General features: G+C 61.7%; 24 protein-coding genes. 16 read left to right on the forward strand and 8 right to left on the reverse strand.

Features of this window, described 5'->3' with window-relative positions; genetic code table 11:
• Positions 1 to 22: 22 nt before the first annotated feature.
• Entirely contained in the window at positions 23 to 901 is an 879-nt protein-coding gene (locus HCK86_RS13410) for an SMP-30/gluconolactonase/LRE family protein (RefSeq protein ID WP_176084988.1), read from the reverse strand.
• Positions 902 to 1,028: 127 nt separating this feature from the next.
• Positions 1,029 to 1,976: a 2-dehydro-3-deoxygalactonokinase gene (locus tag HCK86_RS13415; protein WP_176084989.1), complete on the reverse strand. Its 948-nt coding sequence runs from the start codon at positions 1,974 to 1,976 to the stop codon at positions 1,029 to 1,031.
• A gap of 715 nt (positions 1,977 to 2,691) precedes the next feature.
• Between HCK86_RS13415 and HCK86_RS13420 the strand changes: the two genes are divergently transcribed.
• A complete protein-coding gene (locus HCK86_RS13420) occupies positions 2,692 to 3,789 on the forward strand; it encodes an Mrp/NBP35 family ATP-binding protein (protein ID WP_176084990.1) in 1,098 nt (365 codons plus the stop codon).
• Positions 3,790 to 3,928: 139 nt separating this feature from the next.
• Here the strand turns inward: HCK86_RS13420 and nagA are convergent, their stop codons facing one another.
• The 3 genes from nagA to HCK86_RS13435 are packed head-to-tail and all read right to left on the reverse strand — an operon-like array spanning position 3,929 to position 6,913.
• Complete coding sequence (nagA, locus tag HCK86_RS13425) at positions 3,929 to 5,080, reverse strand: N-acetylglucosamine-6-phosphate deacetylase (protein WP_176084991.1); 1,152 nt, start codon at positions 5,078 to 5,080, stop codon at positions 3,929 to 3,931.
• Between the two features lies 1 nt (position 5,081).
• Entirely contained in the window at positions 5,082 to 6,110 is a 1,029-nt protein-coding gene (locus HCK86_RS13430) for an SIS domain-containing protein (protein ID WP_176084992.1), read from the reverse strand.
• 56 nt (positions 6,111 to 6,166) lie between these two features.
• On the reverse strand, positions 6,167 to 6,913 hold the full coding sequence (locus HCK86_RS13435; RefSeq protein ID WP_176084993.1) for a GntR family transcriptional regulator: 747 nt from the start codon (positions 6,911 to 6,913) through the stop codon (positions 6,167 to 6,169).
• Positions 6,914 to 7,186: 273 nt separating this feature from the next.
• On the opposite strand from HCK86_RS13435, the gene ugpC reads away from it, so the two are divergent.
• The 14 genes from ugpC (at position 7,187) to HCK86_RS13505 (ending at position 21,538) form a co-directional block, all read left to right on the forward strand.
• Positions 7,187 to 8,245: a sn-glycerol-3-phosphate ABC transporter ATP-binding protein UgpC gene (gene ugpC, locus HCK86_RS13440; protein WP_176084994.1), complete on the forward strand. Its 1,059-nt coding sequence runs from the start codon at positions 7,187 to 7,189 to the stop codon at positions 8,243 to 8,245.
• Between the two features lie 64 nt (positions 8,246 to 8,309).
• Entirely contained in the window at positions 8,310 to 9,548 is a 1,239-nt protein-coding gene (locus HCK86_RS13445; RefSeq protein ID WP_176084995.1) for an extracellular solute-binding protein, read from the forward strand.
• A gap of 92 nt (positions 9,549 to 9,640) precedes the next feature.
• The gene (locus HCK86_RS13450) at positions 9,641 to 10,561 is read left to right on the forward strand and encodes a sugar ABC transporter permease (RefSeq protein ID WP_141147983.1); all 921 of its coding nucleotides are present in this window, start codon (positions 9,641 to 9,643) and stop codon (positions 10,559 to 10,561) included.
• Positions 10,558 to 11,415, forward strand: coding sequence for a carbohydrate ABC transporter permease (locus HCK86_RS13455; protein ID WP_141147984.1), 858 nt, complete (start codon positions 10,558 to 10,560; stop codon positions 11,413 to 11,415). The genes HCK86_RS13450 and HCK86_RS13455 overlap by 4 nt, the downstream gene beginning before the upstream one ends.
• On the forward strand, positions 11,412 to 12,089 hold the full coding sequence (locus HCK86_RS13460) for an N-acetylmannosamine-6-phosphate 2-epimerase (protein WP_176084996.1): 678 nt from the start codon (positions 11,412 to 11,414) through the stop codon (positions 12,087 to 12,089). The genes HCK86_RS13455 and HCK86_RS13460 overlap by 4 nt, the downstream gene beginning before the upstream one ends.
• Positions 12,090 to 12,099: 10 nt before the next feature.
• Positions 12,100 to 13,029 carry a BadF/BadG/BcrA/BcrD ATPase family protein gene (locus tag HCK86_RS13465; protein WP_176084997.1) on the forward strand — a complete coding sequence of 310 codons (930 nt, stop codon included), beginning with the start codon at positions 12,100 to 12,102 and terminating at the stop codon, positions 13,027 to 13,029.
• Positions 13,026 to 13,910 (forward strand): N-acetylmuramic acid 6-phosphate etherase, encoded by an 885-nt coding sequence (locus HCK86_RS13470; RefSeq protein WP_176084998.1) that lies wholly within the window; start codon positions 13,026 to 13,028, stop codon positions 13,908 to 13,910. Before HCK86_RS13465 ends, HCK86_RS13470 begins: the two co-directional genes overlap by 4 nt.
• 80 nt (positions 13,911 to 13,990) lie before the next feature.
• Positions 13,991 to 14,911 carry a LysR family transcriptional regulator gene (locus tag HCK86_RS13475; protein WP_176084999.1) on the forward strand — a complete coding sequence of 307 codons (921 nt, stop codon included), beginning with the start codon at positions 13,991 to 13,993 and terminating at the stop codon, positions 14,909 to 14,911.
• Between the two features lie 168 nt (positions 14,912 to 15,079).
• Positions 15,080 to 16,549 (forward strand): ABC transporter substrate-binding protein, encoded by a 1,470-nt coding sequence (locus tag HCK86_RS13480; RefSeq protein ID WP_246739613.1) that lies wholly within the window; start codon positions 15,080 to 15,082, stop codon positions 16,547 to 16,549.
• Between the two features lie 158 nt (positions 16,550 to 16,707).
• Positions 16,708 to 17,652: an ABC transporter permease gene (locus tag HCK86_RS13485; protein ID WP_176085001.1), complete on the forward strand. Its 945-nt coding sequence runs from the start codon at positions 16,708 to 16,710 to the stop codon at positions 17,650 to 17,652.
• Entirely contained in the window at positions 17,649 to 18,467 is an 819-nt protein-coding gene (locus HCK86_RS13490) for an ABC transporter permease (RefSeq protein WP_176085002.1), read from the forward strand. The genes HCK86_RS13485 and HCK86_RS13490 overlap by 4 nt, the downstream gene beginning before the upstream one ends.
• The gene (locus HCK86_RS13495) at positions 18,464 to 19,285 is read left to right on the forward strand and encodes an ABC transporter ATP-binding protein (protein ID WP_176085003.1); all 822 of its coding nucleotides are present in this window, start codon (positions 18,464 to 18,466) and stop codon (positions 19,283 to 19,285) included. Before HCK86_RS13490 ends, HCK86_RS13495 begins: the two co-directional genes overlap by 4 nt.
• Positions 19,282 to 20,097 carry an ABC transporter ATP-binding protein gene (locus HCK86_RS13500; protein WP_176085004.1) on the forward strand — a complete coding sequence of 272 codons (816 nt, stop codon included), beginning with the start codon at positions 19,282 to 19,284 and terminating at the stop codon, positions 20,095 to 20,097. The genes HCK86_RS13495 and HCK86_RS13500 overlap by 4 nt, the downstream gene beginning before the upstream one ends.
• A gap of 55 nt (positions 20,098 to 20,152) precedes the next feature.
• On the forward strand, positions 20,153 to 21,538 hold the full coding sequence (locus tag HCK86_RS13505) for an amidase (RefSeq protein ID WP_176085005.1): 1,386 nt from the start codon (positions 20,153 to 20,155) through the stop codon (positions 21,536 to 21,538).
• A 110-nt stretch (positions 21,539 to 21,648) separates the two neighbouring features.
• On the opposite strand, the gene HCK86_RS13510 is transcribed toward HCK86_RS13505, so the two are convergent.
• Complete coding sequence (locus HCK86_RS13510) at positions 21,649 to 22,410, reverse strand: SDR family oxidoreductase (RefSeq protein WP_176085006.1); 762 nt, start codon at positions 22,408 to 22,410, stop codon at positions 21,649 to 21,651.
• A 103-nt stretch (positions 22,411 to 22,513) separates the two neighbouring features.
• Positions 22,514 to 23,410: a LysR family transcriptional regulator gene (locus tag HCK86_RS13515; RefSeq protein ID WP_176085007.1), complete on the reverse strand. Its 897-nt coding sequence runs from the start codon at positions 23,408 to 23,410 to the stop codon at positions 22,514 to 22,516.
• A gap of 99 nt (positions 23,411 to 23,509) precedes the next feature.
• Here HCK86_RS13515 and HCK86_RS13520 point away from each other — a divergent pair, with 99 nt between their 5' ends.
• A complete protein-coding gene (locus HCK86_RS13520; protein WP_176085008.1) occupies positions 23,510 to 24,238 on the forward strand; it encodes an SDR family oxidoreductase in 729 nt (242 codons plus the stop codon).
• A 40-nt stretch (positions 24,239 to 24,278) separates the two neighbouring features.
• On the opposite strand, the gene HCK86_RS13525 is transcribed toward HCK86_RS13520, so the two are convergent.
• Complete coding sequence (locus tag HCK86_RS13525; RefSeq protein ID WP_176085009.1) at positions 24,279 to 25,190, reverse strand: LysR family transcriptional regulator; 912 nt, start codon at positions 25,188 to 25,190, stop codon at positions 24,279 to 24,281.
• Between the last annotated feature and the right edge of the window lie 22 nt (positions 25,191 to 25,212).

Consider the following 25,212-nt stretch of genomic DNA (forward strand, 5'->3'; position numbering starts at 1 on the left):
GGTGACCGCCCGTTGATGATCTTCAGGGCCGGTAAGGCGGGTCGAAACGCGGCGTCGCGCCCGTCACCAGCGCGAAGGTGAAGCCCGCATTGGGCTCTTCTCCCGGGTCGGTGTGCTGGGCAGCGGATGTCACCAGCATCCAGCCGCCGTCGCGGCCGATAAAGGCCGGGCATGTGGGTTGCCGGGCCGGCAGCTGGTAGCGTGCCACCAGCCGGCCCTCAGGACTGTACTGATCAAGAAGCGACGCGCCATAACGGGCATTCCAGATATAGCCGTCGCCATCGCAGATCGCACCGTCCATGCCGCCGAGCCGGCTCTTGGTATCGACCAGCACGTCCGGTTCATCCACCGGCAGACCGGTCTCGGGATCAAGCGCCACCTGCATCAGTTTCCCCGTCGGCGTGTCGACAAAATAGCCAATATCTCCCTCAGGCGAAAAGCAGATCGCGTTGGGGATCGTGATCTTGTCGTAAAGCTTGGTCACCTCGCCACGGGCAACATGATAGATCGCGCCGGCGCCCTCTTCTTCCTGCTTGCCCATGGTGGAAATCCATATGGCGCCCGAATTGTGCACCCGCCCGTCATTCGAGCGGGTTGTGTCATCATCCGCCTCGATCGCGGCATGCAGCGTCAGTGCACCGGAGCCGGTGTCACGGAAGTAAAGCCCCGTCTCCATCGCGATCAGCTGGCGATGCTCATCCACCGCTGCCATGACGCTGGCCATTTCAGGCAGCATGATGATGCGGCGATCACGGCCGGAAACTTTGAGAAGATTGAGCTTGCGGTGCAGGATGTCGAACCACCAGACGGTATCGGTCGCCGGATCATAGCCAGGCCCCTCCCCCAGAGCCAGGCGTTCATTGCTGAGTATCTTGCCTTCGAAAACGATTTCCTGTGTCATTATCCTGCCTCGTCATCCCACCGTTTCCGGAAAGGGATTCCGCTTCCTCCAAACCAAGCATCATCCGCATGCCATTCATCTTGTAAAGGCGAAAGCTGCGGCAGAAGCATGGCCACACCATACGCCGCTACGCGCCCGACATCCTGCCTCTTTTCCCATTCAACATCCCGGAGAGGTCGAACAACTGCACTGCCGCTGCCGCCAGTCCTTCCCTGGCGGCTGCCTCTGCATCATGGACCATGCATGACTGACCAAGCCTTTGGAAGGCGTGTTCGTAAAATTCGCAAAGCCGCCCCGAAGCAATGAGCCAGACCGGCCCATCACCATCAAAGGCACGCAGTCCGCCTGAAAGCTCCATGCCCACCAGAAGTCCGAACAGTTCCGCCTCTGCCCGTTCGGGCGGGATTCCCTCCAGCAGATTGCGTGCCCTTATCGCATGCGCCGCATTGAGATAACGCCCCGGAGAACGGAACGCGCGCTCCACCGCATTGAGGAAAGCCGTCTCGTCCAGCCCTTCCGCGCCGCGCAGGATCGGCGTCAGCACCGAGGCGCGCTGCAGGACAGAGAACATTTCTCCTGTCATATGGGTGGCGATCCGCGTGACATCGCCGCCTTGAAGGCCGACCCAGCGCGAAAAACGGCCCGGAATGCAGATCCGTGCAGACACCTGCGGCTGGCCGGCGAAAAGACCGAAAAGCAATGTTTCCTCGCCACGCATGAAATCGGGGTCGGCTCCGCGCTGCGCCAGTGCCGGGAGAATACGCACGTCCCGGGCGAGGCCATCAACCCGCATCGCATGCCGGGGAAGACTGTCCAGCCGCATCGGCAGCATCACCGGCGGCACTTCCTGCCAGCCCTGTTTGGCACCGGCCATGCCGCAGATGACGACCGGAACATCATGAGGAACCGAAAGCGCCGCCAGATTCGATTCAAGCGTTTCGGAAAAGCCCTCCGATTTCACCGCTGCCAGGCTCTCGCTGGCCTGGCGTTGCGAAATGACCGTCCCATCTGCCTCCATCAGCCAGGCTCTGAAGGATGTCAGCCCCCATTCAACCGCCGCAAATGCCCCCGCCATTGCAATCCTTTCCTTTCCTGCCCGTCCGGATCCGCCCGGCCGCAACGCCGGCACAATCCGATTTCTCCACCACAATTGACCGGGTATCAGATTTTGTCATTGCGCAACCTCAAACATGATCGCGCAAGCATTTTTACCGCAACTGCGCCAGCGTCGTTTCGACGCGCAAAACTTTTTTTGCCCCGCCATAGCCGGCAATTATACATGCGTGCAAAAGCCTATTTATTAAGCGCTGTCAATAATTTGTGCAGTGCACAGCGTCACTCTGCATTAACGAACTGACATGTTAACACCTAACCATTTGTTCTCCTGACGAAAAAAGTCACTTGCAAAGCCAAATTGAATCCTGCATTGTCCCGTCAGGTCCAGAGGGGATGACAAGAGACCGCGCGCTCAAAAAGCGTGAATTAAGAACAGAAACCGCCGGCTTGCACGATTGGTCTCCGATCCTGCGCTGGCGGTTTTTCTTTGTCCCCGCACCCGCCAGCTCATCAGCCCGGAAAGCATGAACGCAGCACAAAAAGCATCGGCACCGCCATTGGCGCGGCCGCAAAAGACCGTTATTGCAAGTGTTCGGATGTTTTCGGTACGGCGGACCATCGTCTGAAACCGAAACAGTTATGTCTTGTTTTCAGTATGTTGCTGAAGTGACGGATCGGCCATCTGCGGACATTTTCCGCCCGCAGCAGCGGCCAGACGGCACAAGTGAGGTATCATGAGCGCAGTGTCCCGGGAAAAGATTCTCTCCAGCCTCAGGGCCATCAAACTGCCGGAAGGCGGCAATCTTGCCGATAGCGGCATGGTCTCCGACATCTTCATCGCCGAGGGAAAGGTCTATTTCTCGCTGACCGTCACCCCGGAAAAGGCAGAGGCGCTGGAACCCGTGCGTCAGCAGGCGATTACCACTGTCAAAGCTCTTGATGGCGTCAGCGAGGCTCTTGTGACTCTGACGGCAGATCATCCGCCGGCAGCAAAGTCCAGCTCACGTGAAAAGCCGGCTTCGCAACCGCAAAAACCGGAGATCCCCGGAATCGGTGCCATCATTGCCGTCGCCTCGGGCAAAGGCGGCGTGGGCAAGTCGACCACGGCGATCAATTTCGCGCTGTCACTGTCCCGCCTCGGCCTGCAAGTCGGCCTGCTTGACGCCGACATCTACGGCCCTTCCGTACCGCGCCTGACCGGGCTTTCCGGCCGGCCGCTGCAGGGGCCGGGCCGCACCATCCTGCCAATGGAAAAATTCGGCCTCAAGATCATGTCGATCGGCTTTCTCGTCGATGAGGGCACGGCGGTGATCTGGCGCGGCCCCATGGTTCAGTCGGCATTGCTGCAGATGCTGCGCGAAGTCGCCTGGGGCAAGCTCGATGTGCTGGTGGTCGACATGCCGCCCGGCACCGGCGACGCTCAGCTGACCATGGCCCAGCAGGTGCCGCTGGCCGGCAGTGTCGTGGTTTCCACACCACAGGACCTTGCGCTGATCGACGCCCGCAAGGCGATTGCCATGTTTGAAAAGGTTGCGGTTCCCGTTCTCGGCATTGTCGAGAATATGAGCAGCTTCATCTGCCCCGATTGCGGCAGTACCCACCATATTTTCGGCCATGGCGGCGCGAAGGCGGAAGCGGCAAAGATCGGTGTTCCATTCCTCGGCGAAGTGCCACTGGCCATGGACATCCGCGAAACCTCGGATGCCGGCACACCCGTCGTCGCCTCGGCCCCGGATGGCCCGCATGCAAAAGCCTATATGGCGATTGCCGAAAAGGTTGCCGGAAATCTTGGGGCCGCACAGAAGAAGGGTCCGGCCATCGTCTTTGACTGAGGCCAGCGGGCGCGGCAGGGATCGCACGGTGCCTTGGCCTTCCTGTGGCAGGCGCTCTATCTTATCGAATCTACGCATCGACGGCAGGTCAGGCCGTTCCGGCCTTTTCGGCAATGCCGGCCTGACACTGCGGGCGGCGTCAGGCCGTAAAGACGCATTCGCCGCCGATATGGGTCGAGACAAGATCGAGATCCGGCGTCAAAACCACGAAGTCGGCATCAAAGCCCGGCGCCAGCCGCCCCTTCGTTGCCGCGCCTATGGCCTCAGCCGGATAGAGCGAGGCCATGCGCAGCGCCTCGTCCTGCGGCACAGCGAGCATTGACATGACATTTTTGACGCAGCTCAGCATATCCGTATCCGCACCGGCCAGCGTACCGTCTTCCAGCGTCAGCCGGCCGTCGCGGCGATAGATCGTCCGGCCATTGAGTTCGAAGGTTTTCTCATCCGTTCCCGTCGGCGACATGGCGTCTGTGACAAGGAAGATCCGCCCCGGACCGCTCTTGGCCCTGAGCGCGACCCCCATGGCGACCGGATCGACGTGATAGCCATCGGCAATCATGCCGCAGGATATCCGACCGTCGGACAGCGCCGCCCCGACAAGCCCCGGCTCGCGATGCTTGAGCGGGCTCATCGCATTGAAGAGATGCGTCGCCATCTTCGCGCCGGCATCGACATAGGTCTTCGCCTCGACGCAGCCGGTATCGGTATGGCCGAGCGACACCGTATATCCGGCTTCAGAAAGCGCTGCCACCTGTTCCCGCGTCACATTTTCCGGGGCGATGGTGATCATGGCAGCGCCAAAACGACCGGCATGTTCAACCAGAAAGGCGAGATCCGCATCATTCATCGGCCGGATCAGGGCCGGATCATGGGTTCCCTTGCGCGACAGCGCCAGGTGCGGGCCTTCCAGATGCAGACCGAGAAAGCCGGGCACGCCTTGCGCCGTCGCATCGCAGCCCGCCAGAACCGCGGCATGAACAACATCCGGCCCATCGGTGATCAGCGTTGGCAGAAGCGCCGTGGTGCCGAATTGCGCATGCGCCGCGCAGATGGTGGCAAGGCCCTTCACGCTCGGATCGTTGTTGAGCAGCACGCCGCCGCCGCCATTGACCTGAAGATCGACGAAGCCCGGAACGATGAGCCTGCCATCGGCGGCAATCACCCTGTCTGCCGCGGGTGCATCAGCACTGGCAACAAGGCCTGCGATCTTGCCGTCCTCGATCACCAGAACCTTGCCGTCATGGGTTTCGGCACCATCGAAGATCCGGGCACCGGTTATGATTGTCGTCATCTCACTTGGTCTCCGTGACCTTGTTGAGCGCAACCGGCGCATCCGGATTGAAGCCGCGGGCAAGCGAGAGCCGCTCGATGAAGGAATAATAGGGCAGGATCAAAGCCAGGGCATCGGTGACCGGATGACCGGTCGCGACAAAGGGCAGCTTTGTCGGGCCATCGGAAAGATCGGAGGCCAGAAAGACATTGGCACCCTTTTGCGCCAGCCCGTTGGCAATCGCAGCCACCGAGGCTTCCGCCTTGTCACGGGCGGAAAATGCAATGATCGGGAAACGCGGCGCTACCAGCGATACCGGACCATGCATCACCTCGGCAGACGAATAGGCCTCGGCATGCAGCTCGCAGGTTTCCTTGCATTTCAGCGCCGCCTCACTGGCAATGGCAAAGGACGGTCCGCGACCAAGCACATAGATCGACTGTGCGTCCTTCAGCGGCGCGAGCAGCATGCCCCAGTCGCAGGCAAGTGCCTTTTCGAACTGCTCCGGCAGGGCGGCAAGAGCCGCCTTCAGCGCCTGATCACCCTTCCATTCCGCCAGGACAGCAAGGCCGGCAACGATGGAATTGACATAGGACTTTGTCGCAGCAACCGCCTTTTCGGGACCGGCGGCGATATCGATCGGCCGGTCGGCAGCTTCCGCCAGCGGCGAATTGATGGTGTTGACCAGAGACAGGGTCAGCGCCCCGCCCTTGCGTGCGGCCTCGCCCATGGCGACGATATCGGGGCTTTTGCCAGACTGCGAGATCGAGATCGCCGCCGCCTTCTCAAGCTTCAGCGGTGCCTCGTAAATGGAGGCAAGCGACGGGCCGAGCGAGGCAACCGGCACGCCGGCAATAAGCTCGATCGCATATTTCAGAAAATAGGCGGCATGATCGGAAGAGCCGCGCGCCACGGTGACGACCACCGACGGATCGCGCACCGAAAGCGCCTTGCCCGCCTCGGCAATGGCAGCCTTCTGCCCATCCAGAAAGCGGGCTGCCGCCTGCGGGATCTCGAGGATCTCGCGTCGCATCATCGTCATCTCGGTCATTTTCAAATTCCCTGGGTCATGAATATCGGGGGTTATGTTCGGACAGGACTGCCCGGTCAGACATTATCGAGCGTCAGCTCGGCAATCAGGTCATAGACGTCGCTTCTGTAATGGGCCTGCGTCACCTCGATGACGCGGCCAGTCTCATTATAGGCGATGCGCTGCACCGAAAGGGCCGGCGCCCCCTCCGGCAGATCGAGAAGCGCTGTCTGCTCGGACTTCAGCACCACGGCGGAAATCCGCTGAATGGCGCGAACCGGCCGGACACCGCGCGCAGACAGGGTCTCGTACAGCGAATGCTCGACCGCTTCCGGATTTGCCAGGATATCCTCCGGCAGGCTGGTGCGTTCGATCGCCATCGGCATGTCATCGGCAAGACGAATACGCGTCAGCCGCGCCACCCGGCCGCCCGGCGACAGGCCGAGTGTCATCACCTCTTCGGTGGTCGGCGAATAGAGCCCGCGCTCCAGCCAGCGCGAATGCGGCGTCAATCCGCGCGACAGCATGTCTTCGGTAAAGGAGGTCAGCCGCGACAGCGGCTGCTGAATGCGTTCGAGCGGCCGGGCGACGAAAGTGCCCGAACCGTGCTTGCGCATCAGCAGTCCTTCCTGGGTCAGCTCCTCGATGGCACGGCGCACCGTCACCCGGCTGACACCGGCATCCTCTGCCAGATCCCGCTCGGGCGGCAATGCCGCACCGCTGTCGAGCCGGCCGGAGGAGACCGCATCGGAAAGCGCGCGTTTCAGGCGCAGATAGAGCGGCCCTTCGCCAACGAGATCCAGAGGCTGGATGATCCTGTTCATGCGCTCAACGTCTCCGCTCACACCTTCTGCCCTGCAAGAAGCCTACCAATCCAAAGGGTATTAACACCAATATAATACCACGTGGCAAGTCATAACTTCCAGTCATTTCCGCCGCTTGGAACCATCGCCACCGGAATGGCCGCTTGCCTGCCAACACTGCGCCACGAATTGTGCGCGGTCAATTTCGCACGGAATGCGATTTCTCTCTTTACAGGGTTTGGAAAAACGGCAATGATCAAATTGGTATTTTAATGGTATCTTCGAGGAATTGTTTTGGCACGGCTGTCACTGAAGGGAATCGTCAAGCGTTTCAAGGAAACGGAAGTGCTTCACGGGATCGATCTCGAAATCGGCGATCGCGAGCTGATCATTTTTGTCGGCCCGTCCGGCTGCGGCAAGTCGACCCTTCTGCGCCTGATCGCAGGCCTTGATCCGATCACCGATGGCACGCTGTCGATCAATGAGAAGATCATGAACGATGTCGCGCCGTCAAAGCGCGGCGCGGCCATGGTGTTCCAGTCCTATGCGCTCTATCCGCATATGGATGTCTATGAGAACATGGCCTTCGGCGCCCGGCTGATGGGGCTTTCCAAGGCGGAGGTGGAAACGCGCATTGCAGAAGCCGCGCGCATGCTGCGGCTGGAAGACTATCTGAAGCGCAAGCCGCGCCAGCTTTCGGGCGGCCAGCGTCAGCGTGTCGCAATCGCCCGTGCGGTTGTCCGCAAGCCGGATGTGTTTCTGCTCGACGAGCCGCTTTCCAACCTCGATGCGGCACTGCGCGCCGATGTGCGGCTCGAGATCGCCCGCCTGCACCGCGAGATCGGCGGAACGATGATCTATGTGACCCATGACCAGGTCGAAGCGATGACGCTGGCCGACCGGATCGTGGTGATGAAGGATGGTTATATCGAGCAGGTCGGCACACCGCGCGAACTGTTTGAAACACCGGCCAACACCTTTGTCGCGACCTTTATCGGCTCACCGAAAATGTCGCTGCTCGATGTCGCCCATTCCGCCGGTCAGCTCGGCATTGAAGGCACCGGCGCCATTGCCGGACCGGCAGGCCTGCCCGGGGGTGCGCTCACCATCGGCGCGCGCCCCGATGCGCTCGACCTTGTCGCGGGCCATGGCGAGGGCTTTGCCGGCAAGGTGATCTATACCGAATATCTCGGCGACGATTCTTACGTCTATGTCCGGCTGACGAGCGGCGAGCAGGTTACCATCAGGGTGCCGCCGACCCAATTCTTCGATGCCGATAAAGACGTGTCCGTGACGGCGCGCGCTGATGCGCTGCACGTCTTCGACAGGACGAGCGGCCAACGCGTCGCCTGACACAAATGTCAGGCGGGCCGCCCGTCACCGCATAAAAGGGGAACGGAAGAAAGGAACCAACCGGATGAAGCCCTTCGTCAAGACTATCCTTGCGGCTGCAGCCTTTGCTGGCATTGCCGCACCTGCATTTTCCGAAGAAATCTCGTTCTGGGGCTGGCGCACGGAAGACGTCGCCCAGTATCAGGACTTCATCGCCATGTTCGAGAAGGAAAACCCGGACATCACGGTCAATCTGCGCATGGTCGAGGCCGTCAGCTACGGCACGATCCTGAAGACGGCGCTGGCCGGTGATGCCGGCCCGGACGTCATGATGGTGCGTGCCTACGGCTCCTTCGAAGATCTCGCCTCCGGCGGCTACCTGATGCCGCTGACGGATGCCGTTCCGGCGCTGAAGGATTTCCCCAAGGACGCCCTTCAGGCTGAAACGCTGCGCTCGGACAAGACCGTCTACGCCGTGCCTTTCGCGGCACAGACCATGATGATGCTCTACAACAAGGACCTTTTCGACCAGCTCGGCCTTGCAGCCCCCGTCACCTGGGATGATGTGAAGACCGACGCCGAGGCCCTCAAGGCCGCCGGCATCTTCCCCTTCGCCAATGGCACCGCGGCTGCATGGCAGAACGAGGTTCTGACCTTCGGCATGGGCGCCTCCACCATGGGCAAGGGCTTCTATGAAGACGTCATCAACGGCAAGGCCGATTTCACCGATCCGCGCTTTGTCGATGCGCTGACCCGCATCAAGGACATGGGCCAGTATTTCCCTGACGGCTTCGTCGGTCTCGACTACCCGTCCTCGCAGCAGCTCTTCGCTTCGGGCATGGCCGGCATGTTTGTCGGCGGCTCCTACGAGCTGGCGGCCATGAAGAGCCTGAACCCCGATATCAAGATCGGCGTTGCCCCGGCTCCGAAGGTCAATGCCGATGATGAAGGCCTTGTCGCCGTCTATTACGATGGCGGTTATGCCGGCAATGCCAAGACCGAACACAAGGAAGCCGTAACGAAGTTCTTGAACTTCCTGGCCTCGAAGGAATTCGGTCAGGCCTTCGCCAATGAACTGTCCAACATCTCGCCGATCCCGGGCGTCACCTTCGACAACCCGGATCTTCAGGCTGTATCCGACCTCGACAAGTCGTCGATCCCCTACATGATGCTGGTTCACTTCCGCTTCGAGCAGCCCTCGGGTTCGACGCTCGTTCAGGAAAACGTTCAGAAGATGATGGCTGGTGACGAAACACCGGAAGGTGTCGGCAAGGCCGTTACCGACGGTATCGCCACCTATTACGCGCCGTTCCAGAAGAACTGATCGCCACAATCCCGGACCGGCTTGATGCCGGTCCGGACCCTGAAATGACCGCCCTCAAGCCAAGCGGTTCATTGTGAACCGGAGACCTGTTCATGCCGTCCATAAAGCCCACACGGCGCGGCCTGTGGATCACCAGCCTCATCGCTCCCGGCCTTCTGGTGATGATCCTCTTTGTCGCCTACCCGATCATTTCCGCGCTCGCCTATGCCTTTTATGACTGGCACGGCCTGGCCCGCGGCGAGTTTGTGGGTTTCCAGAATTTTTCCGACGTTCTCATGCGTGAGCCCTACAAGAGCGATATCCGCAACGCCTTCATGAACAACGTCATCGTCTTTGTTTCGCTGATGATCATCCAGAACGGCGCGGCCTTTCTCCTGGCCTATGCGCTGTGGCGCGAATTCCCGCTGGCCCGGTTCCACCGCATCGCCGTCTTCCTGCCGGTGGTGCTCTCGACCGTCATCGTCGGCTATCTGTGGAAACTGTTCCTCAATCCGGTTTTCGGCCTCGTCAACCATCTTTTGAAGCAGGTCGGGCTTGCAGCCCTTGCCCAGCCCTGGCTCGGCCAGCCGGAAACGGCACTGCCTTCGCTCATTCTCGTCAATGCCTGGCACTGGGTCGGCTTCCCGACGCTGATTTTCCTCGCCGCCATGCAGCGCATTCCCGGCGAGATCTATGATGCCGCGCGGATGGAAACCGAAAGCGAATGGGTCAAGATCCGCAAGATCATCTGGCCGCTGGTCGCCCCGGCTGCAACAATCGTCTTCGTGCTGCAGTTCATCGGTTCGTTCAACTGGTTCGAACTTCCCTATATCATGGAAGACATTCTCGGCTCGCCCTACGGCCATTCCGATGTGCTGGCGCTCTATTTCTACCGCCTCGCCTTCGGCGGCCCCTCGACCGGCGTTGCCGATTTCGGCCATGGCAGTGCGGTTGCCGCCCTCGTCTTCATCTTCATCACGGTTTTTGCCACTGCCATGACCCTGTTCCTGCGCCGCCGGGAGATTGAACTGTGACCTCAGCCGTCTATTCCGAAAAATCCGGTCTCTTGCGCACCTTCGGCCGCGACGGCCTGCTGCAGATCTTCCTGATCGCCAATTCCTTCATCATGATCGCGCCGATCGTGATCATGGTCTTCTCGGCCTTCAAGCCGACCATGGAGATCTTCCGTCATCCCTTCTCGCTTCCCGATTTCACCGATCTCTCCAATTTCGTGGCGATCTGGACCGATACCAATTTCGTCCGCTACTTCTTCAATTCGGTTCTGATCACCGGTTCGGCAATCGCCCTGATCCTGATCCTCGGCACCATGGCGGCCTATGCGCTGGCACGCTACACCTTCGCCGGATCGAGCTTCATTCTGCTGTTCTTCCTGGCGGGGCTGACCCTGCCGCTGAAGCTCGCCGTCATTCCGCTTTTCGTGCTGATGCGCGATCTCGGCCTCCTGGACACGCAGTTCTCGCTGATCCTGATCTATGTTGCCATGGGGCTGCCCTCCGCGGTCTTCATCATGACCGGCTTCATCCGTTCGCTGCCCGGCGAGCTGGAAGATGCGGCCCGCATGGACGGCGCTTCGGAAGCACGGATCATGTGGTCGGTGATGCTGCCGCTCACCCGGCCCGCCATGGTGATCGCCGCCATCAACAATCTCGTGCCGATCTGGAATGACTTCTTCTTCCCGCTGATCTTCCTGCAGAACGACAATCTAAAGACCCTGCCGCAGGGACTGACCGGCTTCATGGGCGAATATACCACCAATTGGGGGGTGCTCTTCGCCGGCCTCACCTTCGCCGCCGCTCCGATCACCATTCTCTACATCGTGCTGTCGCGCCAGTTCATTTCCGGCATGACATCCGGAGCGATCAAATGAGCCTCACCCTGCCGAAAGGACGCCTGATCGTTTCCTGTCAGGCGCGAAAGGACAATCCGCTTCACGGCCCCGTTTTCATGGGTGCCATGGCGCTGGCGGCGCGTGACGGCGGCGCCGGTGCGATCCGCGCCAACGGCGTTGACGACGTCCGGGCGGTGAAGGCGGCAGGGCTGCCGGTGATCGGCATCGACAAGGTGTTTGATGACCGCGTACCCGTCTATATCACGCCGACGAAAAAGGCCTGCAATGCACTGGCCGAAGCCGGCGCCGATGTGATCGGCATTGATGCAACGCCGCGCCCGCGCATCGGTGACAGGCCAGCCGCGCTCATCCGCCATATCCGCGAACAGCTCGGCCTAGAGGTATTCTGCGACATTTCCACCGTCGAGGAAGGCCTGATTGCCGAACAGGCCGGCGCGACCTATGTTGCAACCACGCTTTCCGGCTATACGGATTATACCAAACGTGCTGTGCGCGAACCCGATTTCGCCCTGATCGAGGCGCTTTGCGCCCGGGCCGCGATCCCGGTCATCGCCGAGGGGTGTTTCGATACGCCGGCGCTTGCCAGACAGGCGATCGATTATGGTGCGCATGCCGTTGTCGTTGGCACGGCGATCACCAATCCGCGTGAGATCACGCGCGGCTTCGCCGGTGCGCTTCAGTCGGGCAGTTGAGGGTGCGGGAATGAGTGCTTTCTATCTTGGTGCCGATGTCGGCGGCACGGCATCGCGTTTCTGCCTCACCGATCAGGCCGGCGCCGTGATCCGTCGCGGGACGGCGCCGGGCGCGACGGGACACATGTTCAACCCCGATGCCCGCGCCGCCTTCGAGCGCACGGTCGATGCGATTGCCGCTTGCGTGCCGGAAACCCTGTCCGGCCTTGTCATCGGCATGACAGGCTATGGCCCGCGTGCAGAGACCGATGTCGCCGATATCATCGGCAAAAGGCTCAAGATCGCGCGTGCGAAGATCTTTGCCCGCGACGATATCGAGCTGGCCTTTCGCGCGGTTTTCGCGCCCGGAAAGGGCCATCTCGTCTCCGCTGGCACCGGCTCGATCGCCGTGCATCTGACGGAAGCCGAAACATTGCTCAGGATCGGCGGCCGCGGCACGATGATCGACGACGGCGGTTCCGGCGCGTGGATTGCGCTTGCGGCGCTGCGCGCGCTTTATCGCCGGATCGACGAGACGGGATCGCCGGGCGATATGGCCATCCTTGCCGACCAGCTGTTTGCCGCCGTCGGCGGCAGCGACTGGTCCGACACCCGTTCCTATGTCTATGGCGGTGATCGCGGCCGCATCGGCGCGCTCGCCAAGGCTGTGGCTGAGGCGGCCGAGGCAGGCGACGGTTTTGCTGATCAGCTTTTGCGGCAGGCCGGCTTCGAGCTGGCCCGGCTCGGCAATATTCTGATGGCCCGCGGCGGAAAACATCCCGTTGCCTTTGTCGGCGGCGTCTTGACGCTTTCGCCGGTCATCGGCGCGACCATTCTCGCCGAACTCAAGGGCGAGGCGATGTTTCCCGTTCTCGATCAGGCCGAAGGCGCCGCCCGCCTTGCCCGCAACCATTTTTCTGCCGGTGAAGCCGGACATCATTTCAGTCAGGATAAAGCATGAAATCGACCACCGAAACCGCCTCCAAACGTTATCTGACCATTGATGACTGGCCCGCCGGTGAGCTCGTCTCGGGCATTGTCGAAAGCCAGTATGCCGCCATTGGCGCCGTGCAGCGGGCCCAGCAGATGATCGCCGCCGCCGCAGAGGCCATAGCCGCACGACTGGAGGACGGCGGACGGATGATCTATCTCGGCGCCGGCACCTCCGGCCGTCTGGCGACGCTTGATGCTGCCGAATTGCCGCCGACCTATAATTTTCCGCGCGAGCGGGCCTTTGCCCTGATGGCGGGCGGAAGCGACGCCTTTATCATTGCCCGGGAAGGCGCAGAAGATGATCGCGCGGCAGCCGTCGCCGATCTCGATGCCGCCGGCCTCACGCAAAAGGATGTCGTGATCGGCATCGCCGCCAGCGGCAATACGCCCTATGTCGCCGCAGCGCTCGCTCATGGCCGCTCGACCGGCGCCGTCACCGTAGCCCTCTACAACAATCCCGATGGCACGGTTGCCACGCATGCCGATTTTCCGATCCTCCTGGAAACCGGCGCGGAATTCGTCGCAGGCTCGACGCGAATGAAGGCCGGAACCGCCCAGAAGGTGGCGCTGACGACGCTGTCAACTGCGGTGATGATCCGACTCGGCTATGTCTATCGCGGCCGGATGGTGGAAATGAAGCCGACCAATGCCAAGCTCTACCAGCGCGCCCGCGAAATGGTGGCGGAACTGGCCGGGACCGATATTGCCACTGCGACAACGGCACTGGAAGCCTGTGATTATTCCATCAAGATCGCCACCGTGATGCTGAAGAAATCGCTTTCCAGCGCGGCGGCGGCGGCGCTGATTGCAGAAGCCAGAGGCAATCTGCGCCGCGCGCTTGAAGGTTGAGCGAGCAAAGACCGCGAAAGACTTGCCTATCGCGGCAATGCGCGATTTGATGCCGGGACCCAATCCCGGAGATGATTTGCTTGCAGCTACAGGCGATTACCTATTTCAACGAGCTGGTTCGCTCGCGCTCGATCCGTCAGGCCGCTGAAACGCTCGGCGTCTCGCCGACCGCAATCAGCCGCCAGCTCGAAAATCTCGAATATTATTTCGGCGCGCCGCTGGTCGAGCGCGGTGCGCGCGGTATCATGCTGACGGCGGCGGGCGAACTGCTTGCCGCCCGCTCGCGCGGGGTGATGCGCGATCTCGAAACCGCCCGTCAGGTGATCGATGATTTGCGCGGGCTGAAGCGCGGGCGCGTTTCCATCCACGTCAATGGTGCGGCGATCAACGCCATTCTGGCGCCAGCGCTGGCGCGCTTTTACGCCCAGTACCCAGCCGTCAGGATCGAGGTTACGGTTTCCTCTGCCCAGGCCGCGCTCAATGCCGTGACCGGTGGACAGACCGACATGGCCGTGACCATGTTCACCCCTCCCGAAGCGCAGATGGATATCCGCTTTCGCCTGCCGGTACTGCATGTGCCGGTGATGGCGCCGGACCACCCGATCGCCAATCTGGCCGAGATACCGCTCGAAGCCATCCGCGCCCATCCGATCGCCATGCCGGACCGCTCCTTCGGCATCCGCCGCGCCTTCGACTATCGCCAGCGCTCCGCAGGCCTCGAACCGGTGGAAATCGCCTTTACCACCTCATCGCTGGAGCTGCAGAAGGAACTGGCCCGCTCGGGAGCAGCCATCCTGATCCTGCCGGCGATGACGGTGATGCGCGAAATCCGCGCCGGCGAACTCGTTGCAATCCCCTTTGCCAAACAGGCAGAGATCGCCTCCGACCTGCAGCTCGGCCGCGCGAAAAGCACCGCACCGAGCTTTGCCGCCGCAAGACTGGCGGAATTTCTCGAAGAGTTTCTGCCCGCCCAGGCCAAACGGGTGACCGCGGAGCTTTAGGGCAGCCAGGATCGAGTGCAACGGTTTTCGTTGCACTGTGCGATCAACTTTAGCATTGCGTTTACACTTGGCCCTCGGGCAAGCTATAAAAAAACAACGATAATCAGTCTTCTCAAATAACCATCCAGAAGAGGCCCCGTTTTCATGACACGTCATTTCCGTTCGCTTATGGCAGCGACCGCCCTGATCGGCCTTGCGACCGCCGGCACAGCCTTCGCCGAAGCGCGCACCGATCTCGTTCTCGGCATGAGCATTGAACCCTCAGGTCTCGATCCGACCATCGCATCGCCTGTCGCCATTGGTCAGGTGGTCTGGCAGAACCTGTTCGAGGGCCTCGTCAAGGTCGACGAGGAAGGCAAGATCGAGCCGGAGCTGGCATCCAGCTGGGATATTTCCGACGATGGCCTGACCTATACCTTCCATCTGCGTGACGGCGTGACCTTCCAGGACGGTTCGGCCTTCAATGCCGATACCGCCAAGTTCACCATCGACCGCATCATCGCACCCGACAGCGTCAATGGCCAGAAGGCGCTTTACAAGGCGATCGAGAGCACCGACGCCCCGGATGAGAGCACGCTGGTGCTGCATCTCTCCGCCCCGTCCGCCGACCTTCTCTACTGGCTCGGCTTCCCCGCTGCCGTGATGGTTTCGCCCGACAGCGTCGATACCAACACCACCAAGCCGGTCGGCACCGGCCCGTTCGAATTCTCCGACTGGAAGAAGGGCAACGAGGTCACTCTGGTCAAGAACCCGAATTACTGGGGTGATGCGCCGAAGCTCGACAAGGTGACCTTCCGCTTCATCGCCGATCCGCAGGCCCAGGCCGCGGCACTGACCTCCGGCGGTGTTGACGCCATTCCGGAATTCGGCGCGCCGGAACTTGTCGATCAGTTCAAGAAGAACGCCGATTTCAGCGTCGAGATCGGCGCGACCGGCATGGAAGTGGTCGCCGGCATGAACAATGCCGAAAAGCCCTTCTCCGACGTCAAGGTGCGTCAGGCGCTGATGATGGCGATCGACCGTCAGGCCATTATCGATGCCACCAATTCCGGCTATGGCACGCCGATCGGCAGCCATTTCTCGCCGTCGGATGCCGGCTATGAGGACCTGACCGGCGTTCTGCCCTATGACCCGGCCAAGGCCAAGGCACTGCTCGCCGAAGCCGGCTATCCGAACGGCTTCACCTTCACCATGAAGGTGCCGAACCGGGCCTATGCCGAACGCGCTGCTGAAATCATGCAGGCCTATTTCGCGCAGATTGGCGTGACGATGAACATCGAAAGCTCGGAATTCCCGGCCAAGTGGATCCAGGACGTGTTCAAGGACACCAATTACGACATGACCATTATCGGCCATGCCGAGCCGCTCGATATCGGCATTTACAGCCGTCACCCCTACTACTTCAACTACAACAACCCGGACTTTGACGCGACCATGGCCTCGGTTGCCGCTGCCAAGACCGAGGATGAGCGCATCGCTGCATATGAGAAGGCCGAGGAAATCCTCGCCAATGATGTTCCGGCGCTGTTTCTCTATGCCTGGCCGAAGATCGGCGTCTGGAAGGTCGGTCTCAACGGCTTGTGGGTCAACGAACCGGTGCCCTCCAACGACGTCACCGACGCCTACTGGAGCGAATAAACCATGATCAGGCCGCCCGCATCGAAAGAACCAAGAGATGCGGGCGGCAGACCGGCCCGAAATACCGCGCGTGACGCGGCCGGGCCTGAAACAAGCGCAGGCACATATCTGTTTTGCCTGATCAGAGCGGCAACGCGCCCGCAAGGAACTTTCGACCGATGCAGCATATCGCCAGATCGCTTGCAGGGCTGATCCTCACCCTGCTGGTGATTTCCTTTGTCATTTTTCTGATCATGGAGGCCGTTCCGGGCGATCCGGCGGAAATCATGCTCGGAACATCCGCGGCACCTGACACGCTGGCAGCCCTTCGCGCCCAGCTTGGCCTCGATCAGCCTTTTCTGGTCCGCTATGTCGAATGGCTGTCCGGTATCCTCCACGGCAATCTCGGCGACAGCTATACCTATCACACACCTGTCGCCCATCTGATCGCCGAACGGCTGATGGTGACCCTGCCGCTGACCGGCCTTGCCGTCGTGCTCTCCGTGGCAATTTCGCTGCCGCTTGGTGTGATTGCCGCGTCCCGTCCGGGTGGCATCGTCGATATGTTCGCCTCGCTCTTTGCCCAGATCGGCATTGCGGTTCCCAATTTCTGGATCGGCCTGTTGCTGATCCTCGGCATCGCCCTGACCTTCGGCTTTCTGCCTGCCGGTGGTTTTCCCGGCTGGGAGGCCGGGTTCTGGCCGGCACTGAAGGCACTGATCCTGCCATCCGTGGCACTTGCCATTCCCCAGGCCGCGGTTCTGACCCGGGTCACCCGCGCCGCAGTGATCGAGATCACCAATGAGGATTTCGTCCGCACCGCGCGCGCCAAGGGGGCAACGCCGTCGCATGCGCTGTGGCGCCATGTCGTGCCCAATGCGCTGATCCCGGTCGTCACCATGCTCGGCATGCAGATCTCGGTGCTGATTGCCGGCGCCGTGCTGGTTGAAAACGTCTTCACCCTGCCCGGCATGGGAACCCTTGCCTATCAGGCACTCGCCCAGCGCGATCTGGTGGTGATCCAGAATGTGGTTCTGTTCTTCGCTGCCATCGTCATGGGCATCAATTTTCTGGTCGATGCGCTTTACACAGTGCTGGATCCGCGTCTGAGGACCCGCAAATGAAGCGTATTCCCTGGTCTCTCATCATCGGCGGCATCATCACCGCTTTGCTCGTCATCGCCGCGATCACCAGCCGTTTCTGGACGCCGGTGGATCCGACCGCGATCAATATCGTCAACCGGCTGAAGGGCCCCGGCCCCGGTGGTCTTCTCGGCGCCGATCATTTCGGCCGCGACGAGGCTTCGATGATCATGGCCGGTGCCTGGACCTCGCTCGGCATCGCCTTTTCGGCGATCTTCATCGGCGGCTCGATCGGCACCGCGCTTGGTGTCACGGCTGCGGCGCGGCGCGGCAAATTCGAGGCGCTGATCATGCGCGTCAATGATGTGCTGTTCGCATTCCCGCCCGTGCTGTCCGCCATTCTTCTGGCAGCCATCCTCGGCGGCGGCCCGGTCACCACCATTGTCGCCATTGCGCTGTTCATGATCCCGGTTTTCGCCCGCATCACCCGCGGCGCAGCCCTGCAGATCTGGGCCCGCGACTACATCCTTGCCGCCCGCATGGCCGGCAAGGGCCAGACGCGGATCACGCTTGAACATGTGATCCCGAATATTGCCGCTCAGATTATCGTGCAGGTGGCAATCCAGACCGGTCTCGGCATTCTGACCGAGGCCGGTCTCTCCTTCCTCGGCCTTGGCGTCGCCCCGCCGACCCCCTCCTGGGGCCGGATGCTGGCCGATGCCCAGACCTATCTCTCGATCGCGCCGCATATGGTGCTGGCGCCTGGCCTTGCCATCTGCATCGCCGTGCTCGGCCTCAACCTTCTGGGCGACGGCCTGCGTGATCTGACGGACCCGCGACGGAGGCAGGCGACATGATGCTTGAAATCAACAATCTGAAGGTTGCGTTCAGGAACCAGAGCGGCCCGGCAACCGAAGTTGTCCATGGTATCTCACTTGCCCTCGACAAGGGCCAGACACTCGGCATTGTCGGGGAATCCGGCTCCGGCAAATCGGTGCTGTCGCTCGCCACGATCGGCCTTCTGCCAAAGACGGCAACCGCCACCGGCGAGATCCTGTTCAACGGCGAGGATCTGCTGAAATGCTCCGAGAAGCAGCTCTGCCGTCTGCGTGGCTCGAAGATCGGCATGATCTTTCAGGAGCCGATGACCGCCCTGAACCCGGCGATGAAGGTCGGCACCCAGATTGCCGAGGGGCTGAGGTTGCACAAGGCGATTTCGGCATCCGAGGCGCAGGCCGAAGCGCTCAGGCTTCTGGATATGGTGCAGATCCCCGAGGCGAAGCGGCGGATCAACTCCTACCCGCATGAAATGTCGGGCGGCCAGCGCCAGCGCGTCGGCATTGCCATTGCACTGGCGCTGAAACCCGACCTGCTGATTGCCGATGAGCCGACAACCGCACTCGACGTGACGGTGCAGGCGGAAATCCTCGACATTCTCGACGATCTCGTCACCGAGCTCGGGATTGCGCTGATCCTGATTTCGCACGATCTCGGCGTGATTGCCCGCATCGCCGACCGGACACTTGTGATGTATCGCGGCGACGAGATGGAACAGGGCGAGACCGAACGGGTCCTGCGTCAGCCGGGCCATGATTATACCCGCAAACTTCTGTCCGCCCTGCCGCGCCGGGCGCGTGCCGGCTTCCTCTCCGACAGGCCGGGAGACGGCGCATGATCAAGCTGCTCGAAATCCACAATCTGACCCGCGAATTCGGCCTTGGCGGCGGCGTGGTCAAGGCGGTCGACAATGTTTCGCTCAGCCTCGAAGAAGGCCAGATCCTCGGCATTGTCGGGGAATCCGGCTCAGGCAAATCGACCCTTGCGCGCATTGTCATGGCGCTTGACAGGCCGACTGCCGGCAATGTTCTCTTCTCCGGCGAGGACCTGTTTGCGCTTCCGGCCGAGAAGCTGCGGCGCATGCGCGCCCATTTTCAGATGGTGTTCCAGGATCCCTATGGCTCGCTTGATCCGCGCCACCGGGTCGGCCGGATCATCGCCGAACCGCTCTATCTGGAAAAGAACGCACCCACCGGCAAGGCAAGACGCGAACGCGTCGGCAAGCTTCTCGAAGAGGTCGGCCTTGCCGCGGCCGATATGGACAAATACCCGCATGAGTTTTCCGGTGGCCAGCGCCAGCGCATTGCCATCGCCCGGGCGCTGATCACAAGGCCGAAGCTGCTGGTGGCCGACGAGGCAACCTCCGCGCTTGACCTCACCGTGCAGGCGCAGATCCTGAAACTGATCCTCGACATGCGCAAGAGCCACGGCATTTCGGTCCTGTTCATCACCCATAATATCGGCGTTGTCGACGAGATCTGCGACCGCGTTGCGGTGATGCAGGCCGGAAAGCTGGTGGAATATGGCCAGGTGCGCGATGTGCTCGACAATCCGCGCGAGGCCTACACGAAAAAACTGCTCTCGGCCGAGCCCACCCTGCGTGAGATCGGCCGCAAGAAGCGCATGGCGGGCGAGCCGCCGCCATCGTGAACCTGCCTTCTCCCTGTCGCCTGATCATTGCCCCCCGAAAACAAGAATTTCCGATATGACCGATTTTTCAGACCTGAATACGCGCGCGCTTCTTGATGCCTATGGAAGCGGCGAAGCGAGCCCCTCGGACTATATGCGCTGGCTGATTGCCCGCGTCGAACAGGTTGAACCGAAGGTTTGCGCACTCTATGCCTTCAAGCCGGAAGAAGCGCTGAAGGCGGCTGAAGCCTCGACGAAACGCTGGCACAAGGGCGAGACCATCGGCCCGCTCGACGGTGTTCCCGTCACGGTCAAGGAACTGATCGCCACCAAGGGCGACCCGATCCCCATGGGAACCGCCGCATCCGAGATGACACCTGCCAAAGAGGATGCGCCGACCGCAGCACGGCTGAAGGAAGACGGCGCGATCATCTTCGCCAAGACCACCTGTCCCGATTACGGCATGCTGTCTTCCGGCCTTTCGACCTTCCATCACCTAAGCCGCAATCCGTGGGATCTGACGCAAAATCCGGGCGGTTCCTCGGCTGGTGCTGCAGCTGCGGGTGCAGCCGGTTTCGGCCCTTTGCATATCGGCACGGATATTGGCGGCTCGGTGCGTCTGCCCGCAGGCTGGACCGGCCTGTTCGGCTTCAAGCCGACGCTGGGGCGCATTCCGATCGATCCCTATTATACCGGCCGCTGCGCCGGACCGATGACCCGCACCGTCGATGATGCCGTCATGGTGATGCCGACGATCACAAAACCGGACTGGCGCGATGCGACCTCGGTGAAATATGAAAATCTCGACTGGGATGTCGCCCCCGCCAATGTCAAAGGCCTGAAGATCGGCCTGATGCTGGATGCCGGTTGCGGCATTGATGCCGAGCCGGAAGTCAAGGAGGCGGTGATTGCCGCAGCGAAGCGCTTCGAGGCGGAGGGCGCCGAAGTGGTGGAAATTCCGCCGGTGCTGACGCGCGAATGGCTGGACGGGCTGGATGTGTTCTGGCGCGCCCGTTTCTGGGGCTCGATGCTGAAGCTGACGCCGGAAAAGCGCAAGACGATCCTGCCCTATATCTTTGAATGGGCCAAAACCGGCGGTAACGCCGATCCGGTCGACGTGGTCAAGGGCTTTGATGCGACCATGGCCATGCGCACGGCCTGCGCGGCCGTGTTCCAGACGGTCGACGTGGTGCTTTCGCCGGTCAACCCGAATGTCTCCTACCCGGCCGACTGGGCCTCACCCACCAATGATCCGCAAAAGCCCTTCGAGCATATTGCCTTCACCATGCCATGGAACATGGGCGAGCAGCCGGCCGCTTCGATCAATTGCGGCTTTTCGAAAAGCGGCATGCCGATCGGCCTGCAGATCGTCGCGCCCCGTTTCGATGATCTGACGGTCATGGCGCTTGCCAGAGCCTATGAAGACTGGCGCGGCCCGACGGTCAACTGGCCGACATTGTGAGGCCTGCCGCCCGCCGGATTTGCCGGGCATCGTCATACAGCAGCGATTGCCCGCAATCTCCCCCTTGAGGGGGGGAGATTGCAAGCCGCAAAACGGGCCTCAGGCGGCTATCAATCCGCTGTCATGCCGCCATCGACAGGCAGGCGGACGCCGGTGACGAACCTGGCTTTGTCGCTTGCCAGATAGACCACAGCATCGGCAATCTCATCCGGCTCGGCATAGCGCTGGAGCGGAATGGCCGTCGCGAAGCCTTTCTTGGCCTCGCCTCCGGCTCCGGGCGCAAAGCCCTCCTCAAGCGAACGCATCATCCGCGTCTCGACCGGCGAAGGATGGATGGAATTGACGCGGATGCCGTCGCGCGCGCCCTCAAGCGCTGCGGTGCGCATCAGCCCGACCAGCGCATGTTTGCTGGTGACATAGGCCGAGACATCCGGCGTTCCGCCAAGACCGGCGACGGAAGACATGATCACAACGTTGCCTTTGGTCTTTTTCAGCTCCGGAAACGCATATTTCAGTCCGAGGAAGATGCCGCGCACATTGACGGCCAGAACCTTGTCGAACATGGCAATCGGATAATCGGTCAGCGGCTGGACGACGCCCTCGATACCCGCATTGGCAACGAGAATATCCAATCGGCCATAGACCTCGACCGCGGCCGCCACATAGGCCTCCGACTGCGCCGGATCGGTGACATCGGCGACCAAGAAGGACGCCTGCGGCCCGATATCGGCCACCGCCTGTTCCAGTGCGGCCTTTTCCAGATCAACCAGCAGGACCTGCGCACCTTCTTCGACAAAACGTTTAGCCGTTGCCAGTCCGATGCCGCCGGACCCGCCGGTTATGATCGCGACCTTGTTGCTGAGTTCTTTCATAACGCCCTCCCATTCGTGATGAACCGCAATTTATGTGGGCGTTTGATGCTCAAAGAGCAAGAAAGATGACCAAATGATCATGCTCCGGTCCGCGACGGGCTGGCTAGCTGAGATCGGACGCCGTCAACACCCCGGCGAGCCAGTCGAGAAACACCCGCAATCGCGGCGTCATCTGCCGGTTTTGCGGATAGACCGCCGTCAGCGGCGTCGGCGGCGGCGGAAAATCCGGCAGCACCTCCACCAGCCGTCCGGCAGCGAGATCCTCTGAAAAGCGATAGCGCGGTGCCTGAACCAGGCCAAAGCCGAGACGGGCAAGCTCCGCCATCGTGTCGGAATTATTGGCCGTCACCCGCGTTGCGAGCCGGACAGGCCGGGTTTTGCCGCCAACCGCAAACTCCAGCGGCATGACCTCACCGCTGCGCGATGAGACAAAACCGACGGCAAGATGTCCGTCGAGATCCTCGATCCGTTCCGGCTTTCCGTGGACGGCGAGATAGGCCGGGCTGGCGCAGGTGATCTCCGACAGCGCGCCCAGCCTGCGGGCAATCAGGCCGCTGTCATCCAGCTCGCCGGCGCGGATCGCCAGGTCCACCCCTTCCCGTACCAGATCAACATAGCGGTCTCCCTGACCGAAATGAATGAAAAGCTCCGGATAGCCTGCGAGAAACGCCGGCAGGCCCGGCAGAATGAAGGTCTGCGTCAGCAGCGGGTGCGCCTCGATCCGCAACAGGCCGCGAGGGGTGTGATCGCGAAAGGCATTCTCCGCCTCATCGACCTCGGAAAGGATTGACAGGCAGCGCTGATAGAAGGCGCGGCCGTCCAGCGTGGTGGTGACATGGCGCGTGGTGCGCTCCAACAGCCGGACACCAAGATCGGCCTCCAGCACCTTGATCGCCTCGGTCGCGGTGGAGCGGGCAAGGCCGAGATCATGGGCGGCGGCGGAAAAGCTGCCACGCTCCACCACCCGGACGAAAAGCTGCATGCGGTCAAGACGGTCCATCGCCATTGTTCATCACAGACGAATTATGATGTCAATTCCGCGGAGATTGTTTGCCGGACGGAACGGCTTATCTTGTCACCAACAGGAAAGGACACTCCCATGACAAAGACAGCGATCATTACTGGTTCCTCGCGCGGCATCGGTGCGGAAATCGCCCGCCGGCTCGGCCGCGCCGGCATGAGCATCATCGTCAACTACGCCGCAAGCGAGGGCCCGGCACTTCAGGTCGTCGCCGACATCGAAAAGGCCGGCGGCAAGGCGGTTGCGGTGAAGGCCGATATCGGCGCTGCCGACGGCATGAAAACGCTGTTCGACGCTGCCGAACAGCATTTCGGCACGGTCGATATTCTCGTCAACAATGGCGGCATCATGAAACTCGCACCGCTTGGCGCCGTCGATGATGCGAGCTACGAACAGCAGGTGGCGATCAATCTCGGCGGCACCTTCCGCGGCATCCGCGAGGCGGCAAACCGCCTTGCCGATCAGGGCCGGATCATCAACTTCTCCACCAGCGTCGTCGGCACCAAGCTGCCGGCCTATGGCGTCTACGCTGCCACCAAGGCCGCGGTTGAAACCATGACCCAGATTGCCGCCAAGGAACTTGGCCCCCGCGGCATCACGGTGAACGCCGTCGCCCCCGGCCCGGTCGCGACCGATCTCTTCCTCGAAGGCAAGAGCGAGGAACTGCTGGCACGCCTCAAATCCCTGATCCCGGCCGGCCGTTTCGGCGAGCCCGCCGACATTGCCGAGGTCGTAGCCTTTCTGGTTTCGGAGGAAAGCCGCTATGTCTCCGGTCAGGTTCTGCGCGTCAACGGCGCGATGGTGTGAGCGGAAAAGCGCCCGGACGCATTGCCGTCCGGGACCCTTGCTATCCGCTCGTCATACGCCGATCCGGCCCGAAGGCGGCGACGATGGCTTCGACGAAACTGCGGATCTTCGCGGTCGGCCGGCGCCCGGAAACATAGGCGACCGACATCGGCCGGCTCGGTCCCTCGTAATCGCTCAGGATGCGTCTGAGGCGGCCGGCCGCGAGCGCGTCCTCAAGGATGTTGGCCGGCCCGAGTACGATGCCGGCGCCTGCCGTGGCGGCACCGAGCAGAACGCGCCAGTCATTGCTCATCAGCCGCCCCCGGACCGGCACCTTCTCCCATCGCCCGGCAGTGGCAAATTTCCATTCACAGACCTGCGGCACGATGTTGCGGCCGTAGATCAGGCATTCATGCCCGGCAAGGTCGGCCGGTGAACCCGGTTCGCCATGGTCTTTAAGATAGGAAGGCGCCGCGCAGGCGATCAGCCTGTAGGGCTCAAGCGGATGGACGGTCAGCGCGGCATTGTCCACGGGCCCGATCCGCACGAGAACCTCGTAATCCTCCTCCAGCGGATCGACGAACCGGTCATCTAGGCTGAGTTCGATCTCCATGTCGGGAAACCGCCGCAGATAGTCGGTGACGAAGGGCGCGAGGCTGAAGCAGCCGAATGTCTTGGGCGCGTTGACCCGGAGGAGCCCCTTCGGATGGCGCCGCATGTCAAGCGCCAGGCTTTCCGCCGCTTCCGCCTCCGCAAGGATGAAACGGCAGCGCTCGTAATAGGCGCGGCCAATCTCCGTCAGGTTCTGCCGCCGCGTCGTCCGGTTCAGAAGCGTCGTTCCAAGCCGGTCCTCCAGCAACACGACATGCTTCGCCACCATCTGCGCCGAAATGCCGAGTGCACCGGCCGCAGCGGCGAAGGAGCCGAGATCGACGGTCTTGACGAAGACCGACATGCTGGTGAGACGATCCATGATTACCATCCATTTGGTTTTC

Origin of the sequence: Martelella sp. HB161492, from assembly GCF_013184775.1 — a bacterium.
GTDB lineage: Bacteria > Pseudomonadota > Alphaproteobacteria > Rhizobiales > Rhizobiaceae > Martelella.